The organism is Enterococcus sp. AMC1252, from assembly GCF_058216515.1.
Genome location: NZ_CM177097.1, coordinates 3,127,671 through 3,145,590 on the forward strand (window position 1 = coordinate 3,127,671; position 17,920 = coordinate 3,145,590).

The 17,920-nt window shown below is 34.5% G+C and carries 13 protein-coding genes; 4 read left to right on the forward strand and 9 right to left on the reverse strand.

Translation table 11 applies throughout. The features are described from left to right. Positions 1 to 50: 50 nt before the first annotated feature. Positions 51 to 746 (reverse strand): response regulator transcription factor, encoded by a 696-nt coding sequence (locus AC4BB5_RS14785; RefSeq protein WP_490456863.1) that lies wholly within the window; start codon positions 744 to 746, stop codon positions 51 to 53. A 793-nt stretch (positions 747 to 1,539) separates the two neighbouring features. Here AC4BB5_RS14785 and AC4BB5_RS14790 point away from each other — a divergent pair. Next, positions 1,540 to 3,042 (forward strand): helix-turn-helix domain-containing protein, encoded by a 1,503-nt coding sequence (locus tag AC4BB5_RS14790; protein ID WP_490456864.1) that lies wholly within the window; start codon positions 1,540 to 1,542, stop codon positions 3,040 to 3,042. Positions 3,043 to 3,313: 271 nt separating this feature from the next. On the opposite strand, the gene AC4BB5_RS14795 is transcribed toward AC4BB5_RS14790, so the two are convergent. Next, positions 3,314 to 5,323 carry a KUP/HAK/KT family potassium transporter gene (locus AC4BB5_RS14795; protein ID WP_490456865.1) on the reverse strand — a complete coding sequence of 670 codons (2,010 nt, stop codon included), beginning with the start codon at positions 5,321 to 5,323 and terminating at the stop codon, positions 3,314 to 3,316. Positions 5,324 to 5,953: 630 nt separating this feature from the next. Continuing rightward, positions 5,954 to 8,590: a cation-translocating P-type ATPase gene (locus AC4BB5_RS14800; protein ID WP_490456866.1), complete on the reverse strand. Its 2,637-nt coding sequence runs from the start codon at positions 8,588 to 8,590 to the stop codon at positions 5,954 to 5,956. A 709-nt stretch (positions 8,591 to 9,299) separates the two neighbouring features. Here AC4BB5_RS14800 and AC4BB5_RS14805 point away from each other — a divergent pair. Both AC4BB5_RS14805 and AC4BB5_RS14810 read left to right on the forward strand, forming a co-directional pair. Next, on the forward strand, positions 9,300 to 9,554 hold the full coding sequence (locus AC4BB5_RS14805; protein ID WP_010762625.1) for a helix-turn-helix transcriptional regulator: 255 nt from the start codon (positions 9,300 to 9,302) through the stop codon (positions 9,552 to 9,554). A 19-nt stretch (positions 9,555 to 9,573) separates the two neighbouring features. Continuing rightward, complete coding sequence (locus AC4BB5_RS14810; protein ID WP_490456867.1) at positions 9,574 to 9,906, forward strand: hypothetical protein; 333 nt, start codon at positions 9,574 to 9,576, stop codon at positions 9,904 to 9,906. Between the two features lie 62 nt (positions 9,907 to 9,968). On the opposite strand, the gene AC4BB5_RS14815 is transcribed toward AC4BB5_RS14810, so the two are convergent. From AC4BB5_RS14815 to AC4BB5_RS14835, 5 genes are all read right to left on the reverse strand, one after another. Continuing rightward, on the reverse strand, positions 9,969 to 10,142 hold the full coding sequence (locus tag AC4BB5_RS14815) for a hypothetical protein (RefSeq protein ID WP_490456868.1): 174 nt from the start codon (positions 10,140 to 10,142) through the stop codon (positions 9,969 to 9,971). 81 nt (positions 10,143 to 10,223) lie between these two features. Then, on the reverse strand, positions 10,224 to 13,118 hold the full coding sequence (gene lanM, locus AC4BB5_RS14820; RefSeq protein ID WP_490456869.1) for a type 2 lanthipeptide synthetase LanM: 2,895 nt from the start codon (positions 13,116 to 13,118) through the stop codon (positions 10,224 to 10,226). Positions 13,119 to 13,405: 287 nt separating this feature from the next. After that, a complete protein-coding gene (locus tag AC4BB5_RS14825) occupies positions 13,406 to 14,410 on the reverse strand; it encodes an alpha/beta hydrolase (RefSeq protein WP_490456870.1) in 1,005 nt (334 codons plus the stop codon). Beyond that, positions 14,397 to 15,023, reverse strand: a complete 627-nt coding sequence (locus AC4BB5_RS14830; RefSeq protein WP_490456871.1) for a GNAT family N-acetyltransferase — start codon at positions 15,021 to 15,023, stop codon at positions 14,397 to 14,399. The genes AC4BB5_RS14825 and AC4BB5_RS14830 overlap by 14 nt, the downstream gene beginning before the upstream one ends. 7 nt (positions 15,024 to 15,030) lie before the next feature. Beyond that, the gene (locus AC4BB5_RS14835; protein ID WP_490456872.1) at positions 15,031 to 15,768 is read right to left on the reverse strand and encodes a MerR family transcriptional regulator; all 738 of its coding nucleotides are present in this window, start codon (positions 15,766 to 15,768) and stop codon (positions 15,031 to 15,033) included. A gap of 460 nt (positions 15,769 to 16,228) precedes the next feature. On the opposite strand from AC4BB5_RS14835, the gene spxA reads away from it, so the two are divergent. Next, positions 16,229 to 16,627: a transcriptional regulator SpxA gene (gene spxA / locus AC4BB5_RS14840; RefSeq protein ID WP_490456873.1), complete on the forward strand. Its 399-nt coding sequence runs from the start codon at positions 16,229 to 16,231 to the stop codon at positions 16,625 to 16,627. A gap of 153 nt (positions 16,628 to 16,780) precedes the next feature. Here spxA and queA read toward each other — a convergent pair whose 3' ends face one another. Beyond that, positions 16,781 to 17,812, reverse strand: coding sequence for a tRNA preQ1(34) S-adenosylmethionine ribosyltransferase-isomerase QueA (queA, locus tag AC4BB5_RS14845; protein WP_490456874.1), 1,032 nt, complete (start codon positions 17,810 to 17,812; stop codon positions 16,781 to 16,783). Positions 17,813 to 17,920: the final 108 nt, after the last annotated feature.

Sequence of the window (17,920 nt, forward strand, 5' to 3'; positions counted from 1 at the left end):
TAATTGCAGGTAACATCCGTCACACTTTAAAGAGAACAATTAATGTACGCTTATACAAAAAAGGAATTGTTTCTCTCCTGTTCATCATTTTTCATTTTCAGCATATATCCTTTAGAACGTATAGTTTTTATCTCGATGTCTTCCCTTTTTTTCACCTTATTACGCAAATGAAATATTACGTTCGACACCAAAAAAATATTCTCTTTTGATTGATCTGCCCATAAGTTTTCCAATAATTTTTCATAACGAACGGTTGTATTCTTGTGCTTATATAAAAAATGTAAAACATTAAATTCTTTTCTTGTTAACAAAAGTTCTTCTCCGTTGATATATACTGTTTGATTTTCCTCGTTTAATAGCTTCGTGGACGAAGTTTCTTGTTTTTCTGATATTAAATTTTTCAGCCGAAAAAATGTATTTTTTATAACGATTGATAAATGAGGTAAGTTAGCTGCCGATGTCACCACAGCATTAGCTCCAAGACTCATCATAATCGTCTCTTCACTTTCCAATAAAACTTCTGAAAAAATCCAAACAAAGACATTTGGCATTGTTTGACAAACAAGTAACCAGTCAATTATGTTGGGAAAATCTTGTTTTGTTTTCATTACAATTACTAATCCGTCCAGTTGTTGGATTTGTTCTTTTTTATCCACAATGGATACATAATAGTTTTCTGATTTCAACAACCCTTCCAATGTCGCATCCAGATTATTTTCGTTATCTACTATCCCCAGGCTCAACATATAGCGTATCTTCCTTTCAGCTTTAGTACCTTTTTGATTCGTGTACTCTATTCTTTAACAACTTTTTTAAATATATATAAAAGGTAATTCTTGCATATCTACTATGTTTTTTCACTTATAATAGCGACAATAAGTGATACTGCTTTTTTATCACGTATCTTAGATTATAGAATTCCAAGAAAAACAAATTCCTATGATTATCAATCAGTCAAAAACTCTTCATTAACAATTACAAAGATTAACTCATTGATAAAGGAACGCTCCTTGAATACACCTGAAATAAAGAACTACTCCACTCATTTGCCAGTTTTTACATTACAAGCAAAAATTGAGTACCCATGATCTCTTCCTTTCTTTTTATTAACGTATTCTAAAAATAAACAAGTATGGTACTAAACTCAGAATAAGTCTTGCTCCACACCGCAAATTCAAATACTCATTTTTTATTAGAAATCCGCCTGCAGTTTATCTCATTCATCATTATTTTTTATTATCTTCTGAAAGCTTAAATGCTTTATTTTCCTCAGTTACTCTCTCTATGTAGTACTTTTTCATAAAATTGTAAATTAACTATGTATAACATTTTCTATGTCTCTCTCTTCTATTATAAAGTTGAGTATAATTTTTTTATTTCTAGATAATTGTAATGTATACTACTATTAAGAATTATTTACTTTAATTTGTTATAAATTTAGTATAAACTATTTTTTTTACCTTTTTTTTCAAAAAAAACATTTCCAACTGTCGTTTCTGAAATCACCTTTTCATTACAATCTATCTAGGAGGTCTTTACATGCAAGAGTTATTTATGAAAAAAAATGAGCAGCTCCGCTTTGAATTATTAAAATTACTTATTTATTCAAAAAAAGGCTTATCGACAAACGAAGTTTCTCAAAAATTAAGCATTCCAAACCATTCTTTCTATATCTATCGCTCACAATTAGAAGAGGATTTAACTTTCGCTTTTAAAGACCATTCTGTCATTTTAGAAAAAAAGGAAACACACTATTTGATTACATCTGCTCTAAATCCTAGCTATATCATTGATACAATGAGGCTTTACTATATAAAAATTTCTCAAACGTTTTCCATACTAAATGCTTTATCCTACCGTTACTATGATAGTGCAGAAGAATTATCTCAAAACTTAAATTTGAGCCTCTCTCACACATATAAGTTTTTAGGTTTTTTTAATAAACTATTAGAACCTTTCGATGTATCTATCAATTTCTCATCTAAAAAGAAACAATCAAATATAATAGGAAACGAGCAAAATAGACGCCTAGTTATGTTTTACGTTTATTGGAGTGTTTATAAGGGAATAGAGTGGCCTTTTAATTTTTTGCCAACCTCTTTACAAACGCTTCCTGTACCAATCAATTCACAGTTACTTTCTCCATCCCAAAAAGCTCGATTAAACTATTTTCAAGCGATTACCTATTGGCATCTATCGTATAAATTGGAACTTATCTCTTTATCAAAAGATTTTTTACCTTATTTGGAAATTTTCCAACAAGTATCTCCCACATCGTTTGCGGACATTATTAAAGAATCCTTACGTAAACGCTATGTATCTGATGAACACATCTATGAAGAAGAACTATTTTTTGGTTTTTTAGCTCGTTTTTTTATTTCGAATATCGATTCTCAAACCGACAAAATGCGTATCACTGCTTTGTTTATCGAATCTTCTCTTCCAATTACTACATTTACGTCTAAATTTTTAAACGACTTTTTAGAAAAATACAATATTAGTTTGACTCAAGAGAACTATTCAACTAGTTACTATTTAATAATTATCCATTTGTTTTATGTAAAATTTTTTTATATAGATAGTCCATTTTCAGAAATCAGCGATGATGTTCCTCTTACAACAGAAACATCAGATGGATTATTTCACATTCATGAAGCTGACTTAACAACATTTATCCATAAAAATTGGAATAGCGAACTATTTCCTCCTGTGTCCACTATTCCATCATTAGTTACATACTTAGCTAAGCTACTCTATTTAGTTTTGATCACTTCAAACAAACATCGCCCCTTGAATGTACTTATCCAACATTCAAAATCGATTTATGGGTATGATTTAATAAAAAATAAACTTCTCATTTTTTTTAAAGATACAACCCTTAAAATCACTTTTGATATAAATGAAGCAGATATAATTATCTCGGATTCTTTTGAAAAAAATAATGATAAACCCTTTTTTTATTTCGAGCATCCAGAAGATCCTGAGGCTTGGAAAAACATGATATCTTTTATCAGTAAAGAACTTTATTCCCTTTTAAAATGAATTTTGTATACAGATATCTTGTATGCATAGTTGCACTTTGTTTCGCTCTCACTCATACACATAGAAGCATTTTAGTAATTTGTTTACCATAAACTACGGTCGCAACCTCATCCTTTTTGGATAGAGGTTGCCTTTTGATTTGTAAAGGCGTTGCCCAAACCAGTTTTTTTGATTGCTTTTCCTTTCACTTCTTAATTTATGAATCTAAAAACCAGAGGGGGAAACTCATCAATTGATAAGTTTCCCCCTCTGGTCTTAGTATGCTTCATTTTTAAGATAAAACTTTTCGTTCTCTTAATCGTGTCTTTCTTGTATCACCAATAATCAACGGAACAGATTCATATTTCACTTCACTATATTCTAAGCCAAACCAGTTTTCTGGAGTTGTTGTTCTTTTTTTGATTGCTAATTTAAGTTGCATAATCTGACGATCCCATTTCTTCAATTCCGTTACTTTTGATAACTCTTCACGGATGATAATAAATTGGAAATCGCCTACTTCACGCCCAGGTGTCAATGAATATTTCTGCGGTTGTTTAGGCAGACGTCCTTCTTTCATTAAATCATAAACGATTTGGCGGATATAGACGTTTACTTCTTGTGCTACATGGAAACCAAGATATAGTTGGACTTGAACAATAAAATCTGTGCCCATCATATCTACAGAATATTCTTTTGTAAATGGTTCGTCAGTTACTTCAACATTGACAAACCAGTAAACGTTCGCCCGTTTAGGTTGTTTATCTAAGATTGAATAAATAATTTGACGCCCAATCTCGTCTCCAATCGTATCTGGTGTCATAAACACAACATTGGTTTGAGATTTTGGAACAGTCGTATCATCTTTTAGCATCCTTAACTGTTCTACATATTGGTTAAGTGGAACCGTATCAGATGTTTTCTCTTTGATGATATTCCCCCACTCCCAAATCGTCATAACAGACAAGATCAACAAGGCAATCCCTACTGCAACATAACCGCCATGGAAGAATTTTGCAATACTTGAGACAAAGAATATCGATTCGATACTACCAAAAAACAAAGTAACAAGATACGCAACCCATTTTGGTGCGCCCTTTTGTAATAGATAAAACATCAATAAAATCGTTGTCATCAGCATTGTCACAGTGATTGAAAGACCATATGCTGCTTCCATATGTGTAGACGTTCTAAACGTGATTACAATCAGTGAACACACGATCCACAACATCATGTTGACTGCTGGAATATACATTTGGCCAATGTTCGCACCTGGATAAATAATCTTCAATCTTGGTAATAACTTTAATTTGATTGCTTCGGACACTAGTGTAAATGAGCCGGAAATCAACGCTTGAGAAGCAATTACTGCCGCAACTGTAGCGAAAACAACCCCGATTAACATAATGCTATTTGGCATCATTTGGAAAAATGGGTTTAGGTTTTCAATTGCTAAAATAGACGGATCATTTTTTGCACTCAAAATCCAAGCCGCTTGTCCTAAATAATTGAGAATCAAACAAATTTTGATATACGGCCAACTAGCACGAATATTATGTTTACCAACGTGACCTAAGTCAGAATACAAAGCTTCTGCACCAGTAGTTGCTAAAAAGACATTCCCTAAAACAAAAATTCCTAATTTGTTTTCGGGACTAAGTAACAGATGGATCGCATAATACGGATTCAGCGCACGCAGAACTGTCCAGTCTTGTCCAAAATTGATTAAACCCATCACACCTAGAAATGTAAACCAAGCAAACATGATTGGTCCAAACGCTTTTCCTACCGCATCTGTCCCAAAACGTTGAACAGAAAATAAAATAAGAATGATAGCTAAAGTAATCATAACAATAATATTTTGGTCACTACCAAATCGATCAAAGAAAACCGGAATCCCCCGTAACCCTTCAATCGCTGTTGTAACTGTTACTGCTGGCGTCAACACACCATCCGCTAACAATGCTGCCCCACCGATCATCGCTGGGATGATCAAGTATTTTCCTTTTTTACGTACAAGAGTGTATAAAGAAAAAATCCCACCTTCACCGTGGTTGTCCGCATTCAAAGCAATCACAACATATTTGATCGTTGTTAAAATTGTCAATGTCCAAAAAATCAACGATACCGCACCAATAATGAAATTCTCTGAAACATTTTGAAGACCTCCATTATCTCCAACGATCGCTTTCATTACATAAAGCGGGCTTGTTCCGATATCTCCATAAACGACACCCATTGCTACTAAAAGACCAGCAGCGGTCAATTTCTGATGATGGGAAATTTTTGACTTCTCTACCACAAGATTCTCCTCCTAAATTTAAAAGCGTAGTGGGCTCGTTCAGCTCTGACTGAAAAATAGGAAAATCTGTTTGTGACATCTTTTGTCACAGACTGATTTTATCTTTTTTCCGAAGAGCTAGCCCATAAAGCTAGATAATGCTAAAAGCGTAGTGGGCTCATTCAGCTCTGACTGAAGTAAGAGAGTTCATCATCTCATCTAACTCCTCTCCCATGTCACCCTAAACCCAATTTTTAAGTAAAACAAGAGACCTAAGTGAAACGACACTTGGCCCTTACACTTAGGTCTCGCAATTTCATTCTTAGACCAGTGTTATCACACTTGCTGTTGATCTAAAAACATAGATATACTATGCTGCTACTCCCCTAAGATTCTTATTTGAATGCCCAAATAAAAATATCGGTTACGATTTATAATTAATTTTAAAAAAAGATCAGCAAAAAAATAAAACAACTGATTTCGATAACAACTATAATACTCCTTTAACATTTTAGCAAGCCTTTTATGTAAATAATTTCAATAGTATTTTCAAAGTAATCTTTCACACAATTAGATTTTTATAAAAAGAACGCTTGAGTGGTTGGTTTCCGTTAAGAAATCAATCCCTCAAGCGTTTCGTTTAGTCCATTTCTATTCTTCGTCTTCTTCTGGTGAGTAATGGAACTTAATCATTTCATTTACAAAAATCGGTACGATCGATAACCCCATTACTAGTAACCAATGATTGATTCCAATCGGAACTAATCCGAACAACTCTTGTGTGAATGGTAATAAAGCAATAACAGACGTGATAATCACTGCTAACACAGCCATTTCAAAAAGTGATTTGTTCGTCGATAATTTTACTCTAAATATTGATTCTGTGCTTCTAACATTGAATACATGTAAAATTGACGAGTAGGCTAAAATCAAGAATGCTACCGTTTGACCAATTTCATGACTTGCTTCAAAAAAGTAGGAAACTGAATCAACATTTGCACCCAAATAAAAGCCAAACAAAGTAATGACAGTGAAAACAAAAGCGTTGATTCCAATTTTTTGCCACAATCCACGTGCAAAAATCCCTTCATTTCTAGGAATCGGCGCTTCATCCATAATTCCTTTTTCAGCAGGTTCTTTCCCTAATGCAAAGCCCGGAAGACCATCTGCTACAACATTTACGAATAATAATTGAACAGCCGTGAACGGTGCACCCCAGCCTAAAAGCATGGCAATCAAGACAATGAATATCTCAGAAATATTACAGCTTAATAAGAAGTTTACCGCTTTACGAATGTTTCGATACACTGCACGACCTTGGGCTACTGCATCAACGATCGTTGCAAAATTATCATCAGTCAAAATCATATCTGCCGCACCTTGAGCTACATCGGTTCCAGTGATTCCCATAGCACAGCCAACATCACTCGCCTTTAAAGCAGGAGCATCATTGACTCCATCGCCTGTCATAGCAACAACGGCTCCTGTTCGCTGCCATGATTTAACAATACGAATCTTATCTTCTGGTGTTACACGCGCATAGACAGATAATGATTTCACTCGTGAATCTAATTCTTCATCAGACATTTTTTGCAGCTCAGATCCTGTCAAAGCTTCACTTTTATCCGCTAATATACCTAATTCTTTCGCAATTGCACCTGCTGTTACCACATGATCTCCAGTAATCATAACAGTCTTGATTCCAGCTTTTTTCGCTCGAGCGATAGCTCCTTTACTTTCTGGTCTTGGCGGATCAATCATGCCAATCAATCCTAACAGGCGTAGATTCTTCTCTAAAGCCTCTGAGGTGATGTCTGCGGGTTCTTCATCATAGATAGCATAACCAACTGCAATCACGCGTAAAGCACGTTTTCCAAAGCGATCATTTACTACTGCTGCTTGTTCAACATCTCCAAATCGGAAACGAGTCAACAAGACATCAAAGGCTCCTTTCGTCACAGAAATATACTTCTTCCCCATTTTGTGGACGGTCGTCATCATTTTACGCTCGGAATCAAAAGGAATTTCACCAATTCTTGGGTATTTTTCTTCTAGTTCCGCTTTTGTATGATAGTTTTCCTCCACTGCACGTACAATGGCTGCTTCTGTGGGATTACCTTGGATAACTAGATCGTCTCCATCTTTATCTACGATAACGTCAGTACAAAGAGAGGCCATTTTTAATACTTCCATTGCTTCATCTGTCATCGCATCTTCAGTGTCGGTTACTTCATCTCCACGAGACCAAACACGTCTGACCCGCATTTTATTTTGTGTTAAAGTCCCAGTTTTATCAGAACAAATAACATTAGCCGTTCCTAGTGTTTCAACAGCCGGTAAACGACGAATGATGGCGTGCTTTTTAGCCATTTTTTGGACACCATAAGCAAGCGTCAATGTAACGATTACCATCAATGTTTCAGGAACCGCAGCGACAGCAAGTGATACTGCTGTCATAAACATTTCGAGCATCGGTTCACCTTGTAATTCACCAATAATAAATACTAAAGCAGCCGCACCTAAAGCAATTAAACTAATACGTTTGCCTAATTGATTCAACCGTTTTTGTAATGGTGTCTGTTGTGTCACGTCATCATTTAACAAACCAGCAATTTTACCCATCTCACTTTGCATGCCGGTTGCTGTAACAATCGCTCTACCACGACCATTTGATACAGTACAACCTTTAAAGACCATATTGATCTGATCGCCAATCGGTGCATCTTGTTTCACTATGTACTCCGAATTTTTTTCAATTGGTTCGCTTTCCCCAGTAAGGGCAGACTCTTCTACTCTAAGTTGTGACGCTTGGATCAAACGAGCATCTGCTGTAATCATCGATCCTGACTCTAACACTAATATATCTCCAACAACAACATCTTCTGCATCGATGGTCTCAACTTTACCATCACGTAAAACGGAACTGCTTTGTTTATTCATGTTTTGCAGTGCAGCTAACGATTTTTCAGCATTTCCTTCTTGGACGATTGCAAGTACTGCATTGATTATCACAATTGCGATAATCAAAATCCCTTCAAAATAATCTCCATGATCTGTCGCAATCGCTGTGTAAAATGAAATGGCTGCCGCAACCAATAAAATCATTGTTGTGAAATCAGATAAACTATGAAGAAACTTTTTTACTACAGAATCTTTTTTTGCTTCTTGAAAGGCATTGGCACCCTGTTCAGCCAACCGCTTTTTTACCTCTTGTTCCGTTAATCCTTGTTCTTTATTTGTATTCACTTCTTTGATAATTGTCTCGATAGGTTGTGTGTATGCTTCCATCCTATCCCCCCATTCCTAATTTTTTCCTTCTATTAATATAGTATCTATATTCACTATACCATGTTTTTTTTTCAAACTTCAATAAATATGGCTAATTTTTCATTTTTTCTTTTCACTCTTTCTTAATCCACAAACTAATTATCAACTTCAAACCGATACTTAATCAAAAGTCATTAAACTTGAAAACGCTTACCTTTTATGCTATTATAATTGTAGAAGGAAGGAGGATATATCAGTTGTATTGAAGAATTTCTCGAAGCATGAATAAGTAAACACAAAATTGTTAGCAGAACACGATTCACCTTTCATCAAAAACATATATGTAGAGTATAAGAATCATAAAAACATCTTTACAAATAGTGAATATGTGTAAAAAATTGGAAAATCAATCCAAATAAAGTAAAAAACACGTATAAAGATAGTTTGATTAAAAAAAATTTAATTAAAGAAATGTAGAAAATGTAATGAAGACAAGATTTGGTTTATGAACAAGAAATTCAACTAATTACTTTGCATATATAACGAAAAGTAAAAAAAAAATCATTCAATACTCTGATTCCTTCCGGAAACAAGAGCCAAGCTAGTCGAGAAGCTTGGCTTTTTTCTTTATATTATACCTGCAAGATATTTGTAAGTGAAAGTAAGATATGGTATATTGACTATGCGCTTTTTATTTAATACATAAATTAGACTATTGGAGGGATTTGCATTGCCAAAAAAGAAGAACTCATCTTTCGAGAGTTCCATTCACGTCTACAGAGCCATGAAACGCATGACCCAACAGGAACTTGCTGACAAGGTGGGAGTATCTAGACAAACTATTATCCAGTTAGAAAGAAATAGGTACAATCCTTCCCTTTTACTGGCTCACGACATAGCGGACGTTTTCGAAGTGCCGATTGAACAAATCTTCACTTTCAAAAAATTAACAGAAGACGAGCAAACAAACGAAGAAACCGACTAACGGAAGGAAAGGATAAATTATGACTGAATCACTTAAATCTTTTTTTGATAACTTGCCTGTAAATCATTGGAGTAGTTTATTAATATTTGCCCTATCCATTGTATTTATTGTTTATTCTATTTACTTTTTCTTTAGTAAAGAAGGCAAGGATGAGCGTGGGAAGAAGATTCTCTCTACAGCAAGCTTCATTGCATTTTTGCTTACAATGATTCTTTTGATTATTTTAAATAACTTCTTTTATGATCTTGCTGTATACAATACAGTTGCATATTCTTGGATTTTAAATTTTGTTGTTTTACTTATCTCTGGAACAGAAGCAATATCCATTTTTATTTTAAAGAAAACAATTTAACTTAAAACAAAAAGGAGACTTTTTTACAAATAGTCTCCTTTTTGTTTTAGATATACCAATTTTTATGGAATACAAATAATACGAGAGAACCCACCTAATGTATTTGCAACGATCGTTTCTGATCTATCCACAGTGTCCTCAGAATTTTTACTTCTTTCAAATGAAGCTCCTACAACTGCATCTACTTTTTTCAAATCTTTTGCTGCTTCCATTTTTTCAATCGATAATTTTCTCATGATAATATTTCTCCCCCTTGTGTTAATACTTAGATTATAAAGCGTTCTCCCACATAAGTAAAGTTCTTTTTTCAGATTGTTTCACTTTATAAATAACAAGGATTGAACAGCGAACGGTTCGTACGCTCTTAACATCTGATAACCCACTCCAGCTAACCCACAGAACAGACTAACTGGTACACTTGACGGATCAGATTTTAGTTTAATAACGCTATTCAATAATAAATTAATATCACCTAAATAATTATCCTTATTTCCATACGTGCCATGACATAAACAATCGTCTTCTTTATTCAGTTCAGCTAGTGTATCACATTTTTCTTTAGGTAATGTACTATTCAACAATCGGCAAACTTCTTCGATTCCTGTTTTCCCTCGACACCAAGAATTATTTAACCCTTCATCTTTTTCTAGATTTTTTTCAAATCTTTCTTGATACCATTCAAGTTTTTCTTTAATATTCGTTTCTTTTAGGATCTGATTTGCCTGACTTAAACCATAACATACGCCTCCATACCCATGAGCAAAACTATTATCTTCCATTTCTTGGCACGTCACTGCTTGTGCATAGTATAAAAGTAGTTCATAAGCTTCTTTATTGTGGAAAGTTTGGTATACAGCCGCTAAAACTGCTAATAAACTAGCTTTGCCATACAACCATTCATTCAATTGATTTTCCTCTGCTATTTGACTCACTTTTAAAGCCTGCAAACTGTTTTCCAGATAAGAACGATGTTTTGCATCATTAAGTAGTCTCACCACATAGAACGCAACCGTTACGCGCATTCCTTCATTAAAAAAAGCACTCTCGTAACTAGTTTCTTCCTGCTCCGTTTGAAAAATTTCTTTTTCCAATAAAGCAATCACTACTTGATAACTCTTTTTGGGAACAAAATAATTCAAATAGACGAAAAATAGATAGACTCCTGCACTCCCTTCGTACAGATCTGTGTCTGGATAAACAATCCCTATCTCAGCTCCCAGTTCTGGAAGTACATTCATAAAATCAAGCTCACCTAGCTCTTGGTTCACCACAATCTGTTCAAGAATCTCATCTCCAATATCAGCTGCTTTTTGTAATAATGGTTGCTCAATTGAACTGTTTTTTTTAGGAATTACTATTTCCCGCGTACTATATTCTAGAGTCCCTAAACTTTCTTTTAATAAGAGATAGGAAAATTGACTCGTTTTCTCTGTTATATGCTCCATATGCTCCACAGTATCTTGTAATGGAGTTTTTGCTAGCATATGAGATAATTCGCAATTATTAGTATAGACGTTAGTTAAAGACGTGTTTGCAGTGAACAGAGGAACATCATGTTCCATCATTGCTTGAACTTCAAAAGGAATCAACGCTTCTGGAATAATTTGGCTAGCCCATAAATTTTCAATGATTTTTTCCCGATCACTATAATTGGACATGCTTTCTGTGTGCAAGGTAAAATTCAATAAATTTCCATAGTCTTGTGTGTCTCTATAAATCAATCGAATCGTGGTTCCTGAAAATAACTCTTTGACTTTATCAATAAATTCAGGCTTATTCTTTAATATTAGCTGATTCATCTCTTTAAATGTTGTCTCAATTACATGACGGTAAACTAGATAATCCACTTCTTTACCTGCTAATCGCGGAATATTTTGTGCCCCATCCATATAAGCTTCTTCCAATTGAAAACTGATATCACTAGAATGATCATTCCTTAGCCTTCTAACTTTTTTTGGTAGCTTTTGTTTAGTACCAGATAATGCATCCATTTCTAGTTCACGTTTCCATTGTTTTTTTTGTGGCAACAAACCTGAAACAATGACAGAATGCTTTTCTATTCGTGTTTGTCTTGATAATTTTTTAGTCAGCTTAAACATTTCCGGACGAATCAAGGTCTCTACATCAATCAAAACAGGATACGGACCGCTAGCAATCAAATTTTCCATATGTAAATCCGTTGCGCCTAACCAGTAAACAATTGCTAATAATTGGCCATATTTTTGATAAAATTCAGTGACTTCGCTTTCATCTTTGCATTCTCGATACACAACTTTTTCCTCAATAGAAAATGTTGGTTGAGTAATTCTCTTGATTTTATAGAAATCCAAGGCTGAATTTAGCCCTTCGAGATAGTTCAATAAGCTGTTGAAACGCTCCCCTATTTCTAGATTCTTAAATTTAAAGATCAGTGATTTTTCCTGTACCTGGAACTGAATCACTGTTTTCCCACGATCGTGACTGTCCCCTTGTCCTAGCTCTATTTTAGTGAGGTTCATTGGTGTTGAGATAGCAAAAGTCTCAGCCAATTGTTCTACAGAAATAGTTAAGTCAGAGACAAACTCCTCAATCACCTCACACGCAAATGTTAATCTGACCGAAAGAAGTCTTGCCAGCGTAGGGTACTCGCCAAAGAAAAGGTAAGTTCGCTGTTTATCACCGAGAAACTCTTCAATATACTTAGTGAACTCTTCTTCTTTTGACTCAGCTTTCAGCTGATATTCTTCAATCATTTGGTGAACATCCCAAACCAGCGTTTTTTGAGCAATAAAAAAGAATTCATCTGATAATTGATCGACTAACTCCGCTATTTCTTTTTCTGATATATGAATCAACGGAAATCTTTCTGACACATTTCGGATATGTTTCTCATAATAATGTAGATGGAAACGCAATGCAGCTTTTAAAGACATTTCTTTTATGGGTATCTCGGCTAAAAATAAGCCCCTGTGTAATTGGAACCATTCACTATTTTCAACTGTCGGCAACAATAACTTCGCTCGTTCTTCAGTAAATGGTAGCAGTCCGATGCTAAACGCTTGCTCATTCAAGTGATAATTTTGAAACATTTTTTTATAATCCGTCATGTTCAATAAGCTTTTACGTGCTTGCCATTGTTTTAAATAAGCATTAGTTTCTATATTTAAGTCTTTCCAACACTGAATTCTTTCTAATATTGTTGTAGCATAACTATACGTCAGCTCTTCGCTCATCGTTCCTTCTCCTTTAATAGTCTCTATCTCTTTATAATAATAATAAAAAAGTAGGAAAAATACTATGGTAATTTTATTTTTAGAAAAAGAAAATGATTGAGACGTAACTCTTTAAGTCACATCTCAATCACAGAGGATCTGTATATTCTGTAAAAACGTGAGTAGCCGCTACGCTTCGATCATCTCAAATTCAATAGCTATTGTTATAAAATTAGTACTAAAAACTTTAACTATCTACGTTTCCTGTTCATTTACAGACACTTATCGTAAACTCAATTTTGCTCTTATCAATATCCAGCTACAGACAAATAGCATTGGTGTAAAAAATCTTTATTGACTAAAAAATCTTTGGGAGCCACTAAATAAGCCAGAGCCGTTAACCACTCAGACTGAGAAATATTTGAATACATCATGCTATGAGCCGCATTTTTAATAGTAGAAACTGTCAATAATTCTTTAGATAATTTTTTCAGATATGTTTTTTTAGTCTCTTTAGTATCAATATTTTGATCATGATCAGCCAGTAATAAATCAACAGGAATATCCATGTTTTCCAGATCTAATTGGACATCTGAGTCTATATTTTTTTTGACAAAATTCCAACGATCTTTGGACATTGGTTGTTGTTCAGGTGTATTAGCTAAATATTCTTTGTAAGAACTATTCTTTTTCAATAGCGCAATAATTTGTTCTTCTTTTTGCAGCCCTTGTTTGATTTGTTTTTGTGTTTTGCCTTCTTGTTTTAATTTTTGAGTTGTATAATACGTATTTTGGTTCAGCCAATTAACTGCTGGAGAAACCAAGATTGCTTTTGTAATCGGCACTTTCTTTTGAGCCGCAACTTTTGGAACGACCCATCCACCTTGGCTGACTCCCCATAAAATGATTTTTTCTGTATTTAATTCCGGCTGTCCCATTGCCCAACGAATCACCTCTGTGACTTCATCAGCTCGATCATCCATGGATTGAAGCAGCCAATTTCCAGTCGATCCAGCAACTCCTGGTTTTGCCCAGGAAATGGTAGTAAAACCGGCTTTAGCAAATTGTTCCATCATCGGTCTGTATCCGCCCTCATTAGTAGCATCAACTGGCGCATCCCCATGGATCAACACAACGATTCCTTTCGATTGATTTTTTACTGGCCGTGTCAATACAGCAGATAACTTGCCTTGATCTATCGAGATCCACTTACGCTCTTCAATCATCTCATAAGTATGTTCATACCAAACGAAGATACCCAAAATAACAATCAAACCAAGCAAAAAAAACAGGCTCTTTCTACAATAGTTCATTTTCTCTACTCCATTCCATAAAATACCAATCTGGCTCATTGGCTAAAAGCCCCAGCATAAAGTTTCTTTTCTTTTTAACAATTGAAAAACCACAAGCTACGTACAAATTCAAAGCTTGTTTATTTTTCATCGAAACGATTAAAGATAACCGATTTCCATTTTTTACTTTGGTCTGTGCAGCTAAGATCAATGCTTTGGCAATCCCTTGCTTTCGGTAACTTTCATGAACAGCGATATTTTCTATATACTCCTCATTTTCTCTTGGACAATACTCTAAAGCACTCAGTAAGAACACATATTTTAAAATAGTCAAAAAACCATATCTTTTAGATAATTCAAAAGGGTAACTAAGTTTTTTTGACGTTGTACTTTTTCTTGAACCAGTTAAAACACCGATTATTTCATCTTTATCTTTCACGATATAATCAACTGACTGCTTATTTTTTGAAGAGTAATTTTGCTCAAAATAAAGCAAAACATCCAGCTTCTCTTTTGAAGTTAAATGAAAACAAGCGAACTTTGCTGAAAAAGAAACCAATAGCAAACGAAAAATCCCTCTTTTTTCTTTAGTATTTAATTGGTCGTGTTCAACGAAATAAATTTTTTTATCCATACAGACTTCATCCTTCCATCGAAATACAATACTGTAGTTCATATAACAGTTTATTATTCATTAAAACCGAAGAATAAGTTGCTTCTTTAACAACAATTTCTGAGGATTTCCAAAAAGGCTGTTTCACTTCTTTACTAAAATCATCAATTGCTTTTAATAATTCTTGTTCTGCTTCTATCCAAACCCTCTTCACCAGATAATCCCCTGCTGGTAAAATTTTTTCAGTTGAAGAAACATCTGACATATATACGTTAACTTGATCCTCGCTGAACAAATAATAAAGCGATTCAGAAAATAACGACTGGCTCCTCTGATTATTCTTCAAGGACTTGAAAAAATCAGCTAGATTTATAGATTCCCTCAGTGGGTACGAATAAATTTTACTCAAACTTCTCTGAGGTATCCTTAAATAAGCTTCTTCCTTTTGGTTGATTTCCGGTAGTAAGTTTTCTATTTTCTTTTTAGCAAAAACTAGTTGCTGAATTTTCTCTTCTGTTGCTTTCAACGTTTCTTTCAAGGTCTTTTCAGCCCAAACAGTATCCTTATTACTCATAAACTGATCAATTTGTACTGTCGAAACACCTAGACTTCTCAATAAAAGGATATTCGCTAGCTGATAGACTTGATCCATTCCGTATCTATGATAACCATTACTATCTACAAAAGCTGGTGACAATAGACCTTTCTCTTCGTTATAACGAATTTGATGCTTAGATATAGCCATCAGCTCCGCCAGTTGTCCCATTGTTAAATAGGTTTCTATTTTGATCTCCTCCTAAGTCCTATGATTGTCGTATTTTAGGGTATAACTTATATTTCATCTTTCATAAGCATAAACTATGAGGTCACCCTACAGTCAAGTATTTTTTCTACAAATAAAAAGACCCTTACTAACAGGTCTCTAAACAATGATACAAGTAAACAGTATAACCATATGTTTTTTTGAAAACGCTTGTAATCTATATTAAAATCTTTACTTATTTGACTAAAAACCTTACATAACAACGTCAACTCGCGAACAATACAGCTAACATTGTAATTTGTTTGAAAAAAATAACAATAGTTTGTGAATTTTAAGTTATTTCAACCTTTTGATAGAAATAAACAGCTATTTTGTAAGCATTTATTTTGTGAATTCTTTACTTTTCGTATATTATAGTTATTAAGAGGTATGTACCAATATTTTCGAAAGGATATGAAAGAATATGTTAAAATTATATACGACAAATAGCTGTACATCATGTAGAAAAGCACGGAGATGGCTAATCGATCATGATATTCCATTTGAAGAAAAGAATTTTGGCACTACTCCTATTACATTAGACGAACTAAAAAATATATTAATTCTTACAGAAGAAGGCACAGAAGATATTATTTCTATTCGTTCCAAAGTCTTCCAAAAATTAGATATAGATATTAACGAATTACCACTACATTCATTATTAGAGTTGGTCAAAGATAATCCCGGACTACTACGCCGTCCAATTATGATCGATGAAAAAAGATTACAAATCGGCTTTAACGAAGATGAAATTCGATGCTTCTTACCAAGATCAGTCCGTAAAAGAGAACTATCACAAACGTTACTTTTAAGCGGCTTATAAATGTTACTACCTCGAATCTAAGAAACAGTAAAAACTCATTTTTCTTTTAACTTGAACAAGTACTAGAAATGCCTTCTGCTACTCACGCAGCTCATTTCTCCCTTGCTTAACTCAGTTAAAAGTAAAATGAGTTTTTTTCCCTTATATTTTATCTTACTTTACAAACATCGCATCACCAAAGCTAAAGAAACGGTAGTGCTCCTCAATTGCATGATGATATGCTGCAAGTGTTAAATCTCTACCTGCAAATGCACTGACTAGCATTACCAATGTTGATTTGGGCAAATGGAAGTTAGTAGAAAAAGCTTGCACTATTTTAAACTCATAGCCGGGTGTGATAAAAATATCTGTCCAGCCACTATCTGCTTTGATTTTCCCATTGAACTTTGTTCCAATTGTTTCTAATGTACGAATAGATGTTGTCCCAACTGCAACGATTTTCCCCCCAGTTTCACGAACATCATTTAGTTGCGCCGCTGCTGCTTCTGTTAGACGATAAAACTCACTATGCATTTCATGCTCTGCAATATTGTCCACACTGACAGGACGGAATGTTCCTAAACCAACGTGTAAGGTCAAATAAACGAGCTTCACGCCCTTAGACTGGATTTCAGCTAATAGTTCTTGGGTAAAGTGTAATCCTGCTGTTGGAGCTGCTGCAGAGCCATTTTCTTTAGCATAAACCGTTTGATAGCGTTCTGGATCTTCTAAGCGTTCTTTGATATAAGGTGGCAATGGCATTTCACCAAATGATTCTAAGATTTCCAAGAAAATCCCATCGTAATGAAACGTTACAATTCGTCCGCCATGCTCCAATTCTTCCACAACAGTTGCTGTTAGTCGCCCATCGCCAAAACTAATTTTTGTGCCAACCTTTGCTCGCTTGGCTGGTTTGATTAAAGTCTCCCAAGTGTCACCTTCTGTGTTAGTCAAAAGTAATACTTCCAAATGTCCACCAGTCTCAGGCTTCTCACCATATAATCTAGCCGGCAGCACTCGCGTATCATTCATGACTAATGCATCCCCTGGGTTCAATTCATCAATGATGTCGTGAAAATGTCTATCTTCCATTTCTTTTGTCTCCCGATTTAAAACTAAAAGCTTCGAACTCGTTCGATCTTTCAACGGTGTTTGAGCAATCAGTTCTTCCGGTAAATCAAAATCAAAATCTTCTGTACTAAGCATATTTTTCACTCTTTCTACTTGATTTGTCTTGGCTATTCTACCATTTTTTATGCCATCTGGCTATGAAGAAAGCACGCATCCTAAAGGCAAAATACTTGTCGTGACAAT

Bases quoted from the DNA above. Each gene is read 5' to 3' on its own strand.
- AC4BB5_RS14785 (WP_490456863.1), bottom strand. From the start codon at position 746: ATGTTGAGCCTGGGGATAGTAGATAACGAAAATAATCTGGATGCGACA.
- AC4BB5_RS14790 (WP_490456864.1), top strand. From the start codon at position 1,540: ATGCAAGAGTTATTTATGAAAAAAAATGAGCAGCTCCGCTTTGAATTA.
- AC4BB5_RS14800 (WP_490456866.1), bottom strand. From the start codon at position 8,590: ATGGAAGCATACACACAACCTATCGAGACAATTATCAAAGAAGTGAAT.
- AC4BB5_RS14810 (WP_490456867.1), top strand. From the start codon at position 9,574: ATGACTGAATCACTTAAATCTTTTTTTGATAACTTGCCTGTAAATCAT.
- AC4BB5_RS14815 (WP_490456868.1), bottom strand. From the start codon at position 10,142: ATGAGAAAATTATCGATTGAAAAAATGGAAGCAGCAAAAGATTTGAAA.
- lanM (WP_490456869.1), bottom strand. From the start codon at position 13,118: ATGAGCGAAGAGCTGACGTATAGTTATGCTACAACAATATTAGAAAGA.
- AC4BB5_RS14825 (WP_490456870.1), bottom strand. From the start codon at position 14,410: ATGAACTATTGTAGAAAGAGCCTGTTTTTTTTGCTTGGTTTGATTGTT.
- AC4BB5_RS14830 (WP_490456871.1), bottom strand. From the start codon at position 15,023: ATGGATAAAAAAATTTATTTCGTTGAACACGACCAATTAAATACTAAA.
- AC4BB5_RS14835 (WP_490456872.1), bottom strand. From the start codon at position 15,768: ATGGGACAACTGGCGGAGCTGATGGCTATATCTAAGCATCAAATTCGT.
- spxA (WP_490456873.1), top strand. From the start codon at position 16,229: ATGTTAAAATTATATACGACAAATAGCTGTACATCATGTAGAAAAGCA.
- queA (WP_490456874.1), bottom strand. From the start codon at position 17,812: ATGCTTAGTACAGAAGATTTTGATTTTGATTTACCGGAAGAACTGATT.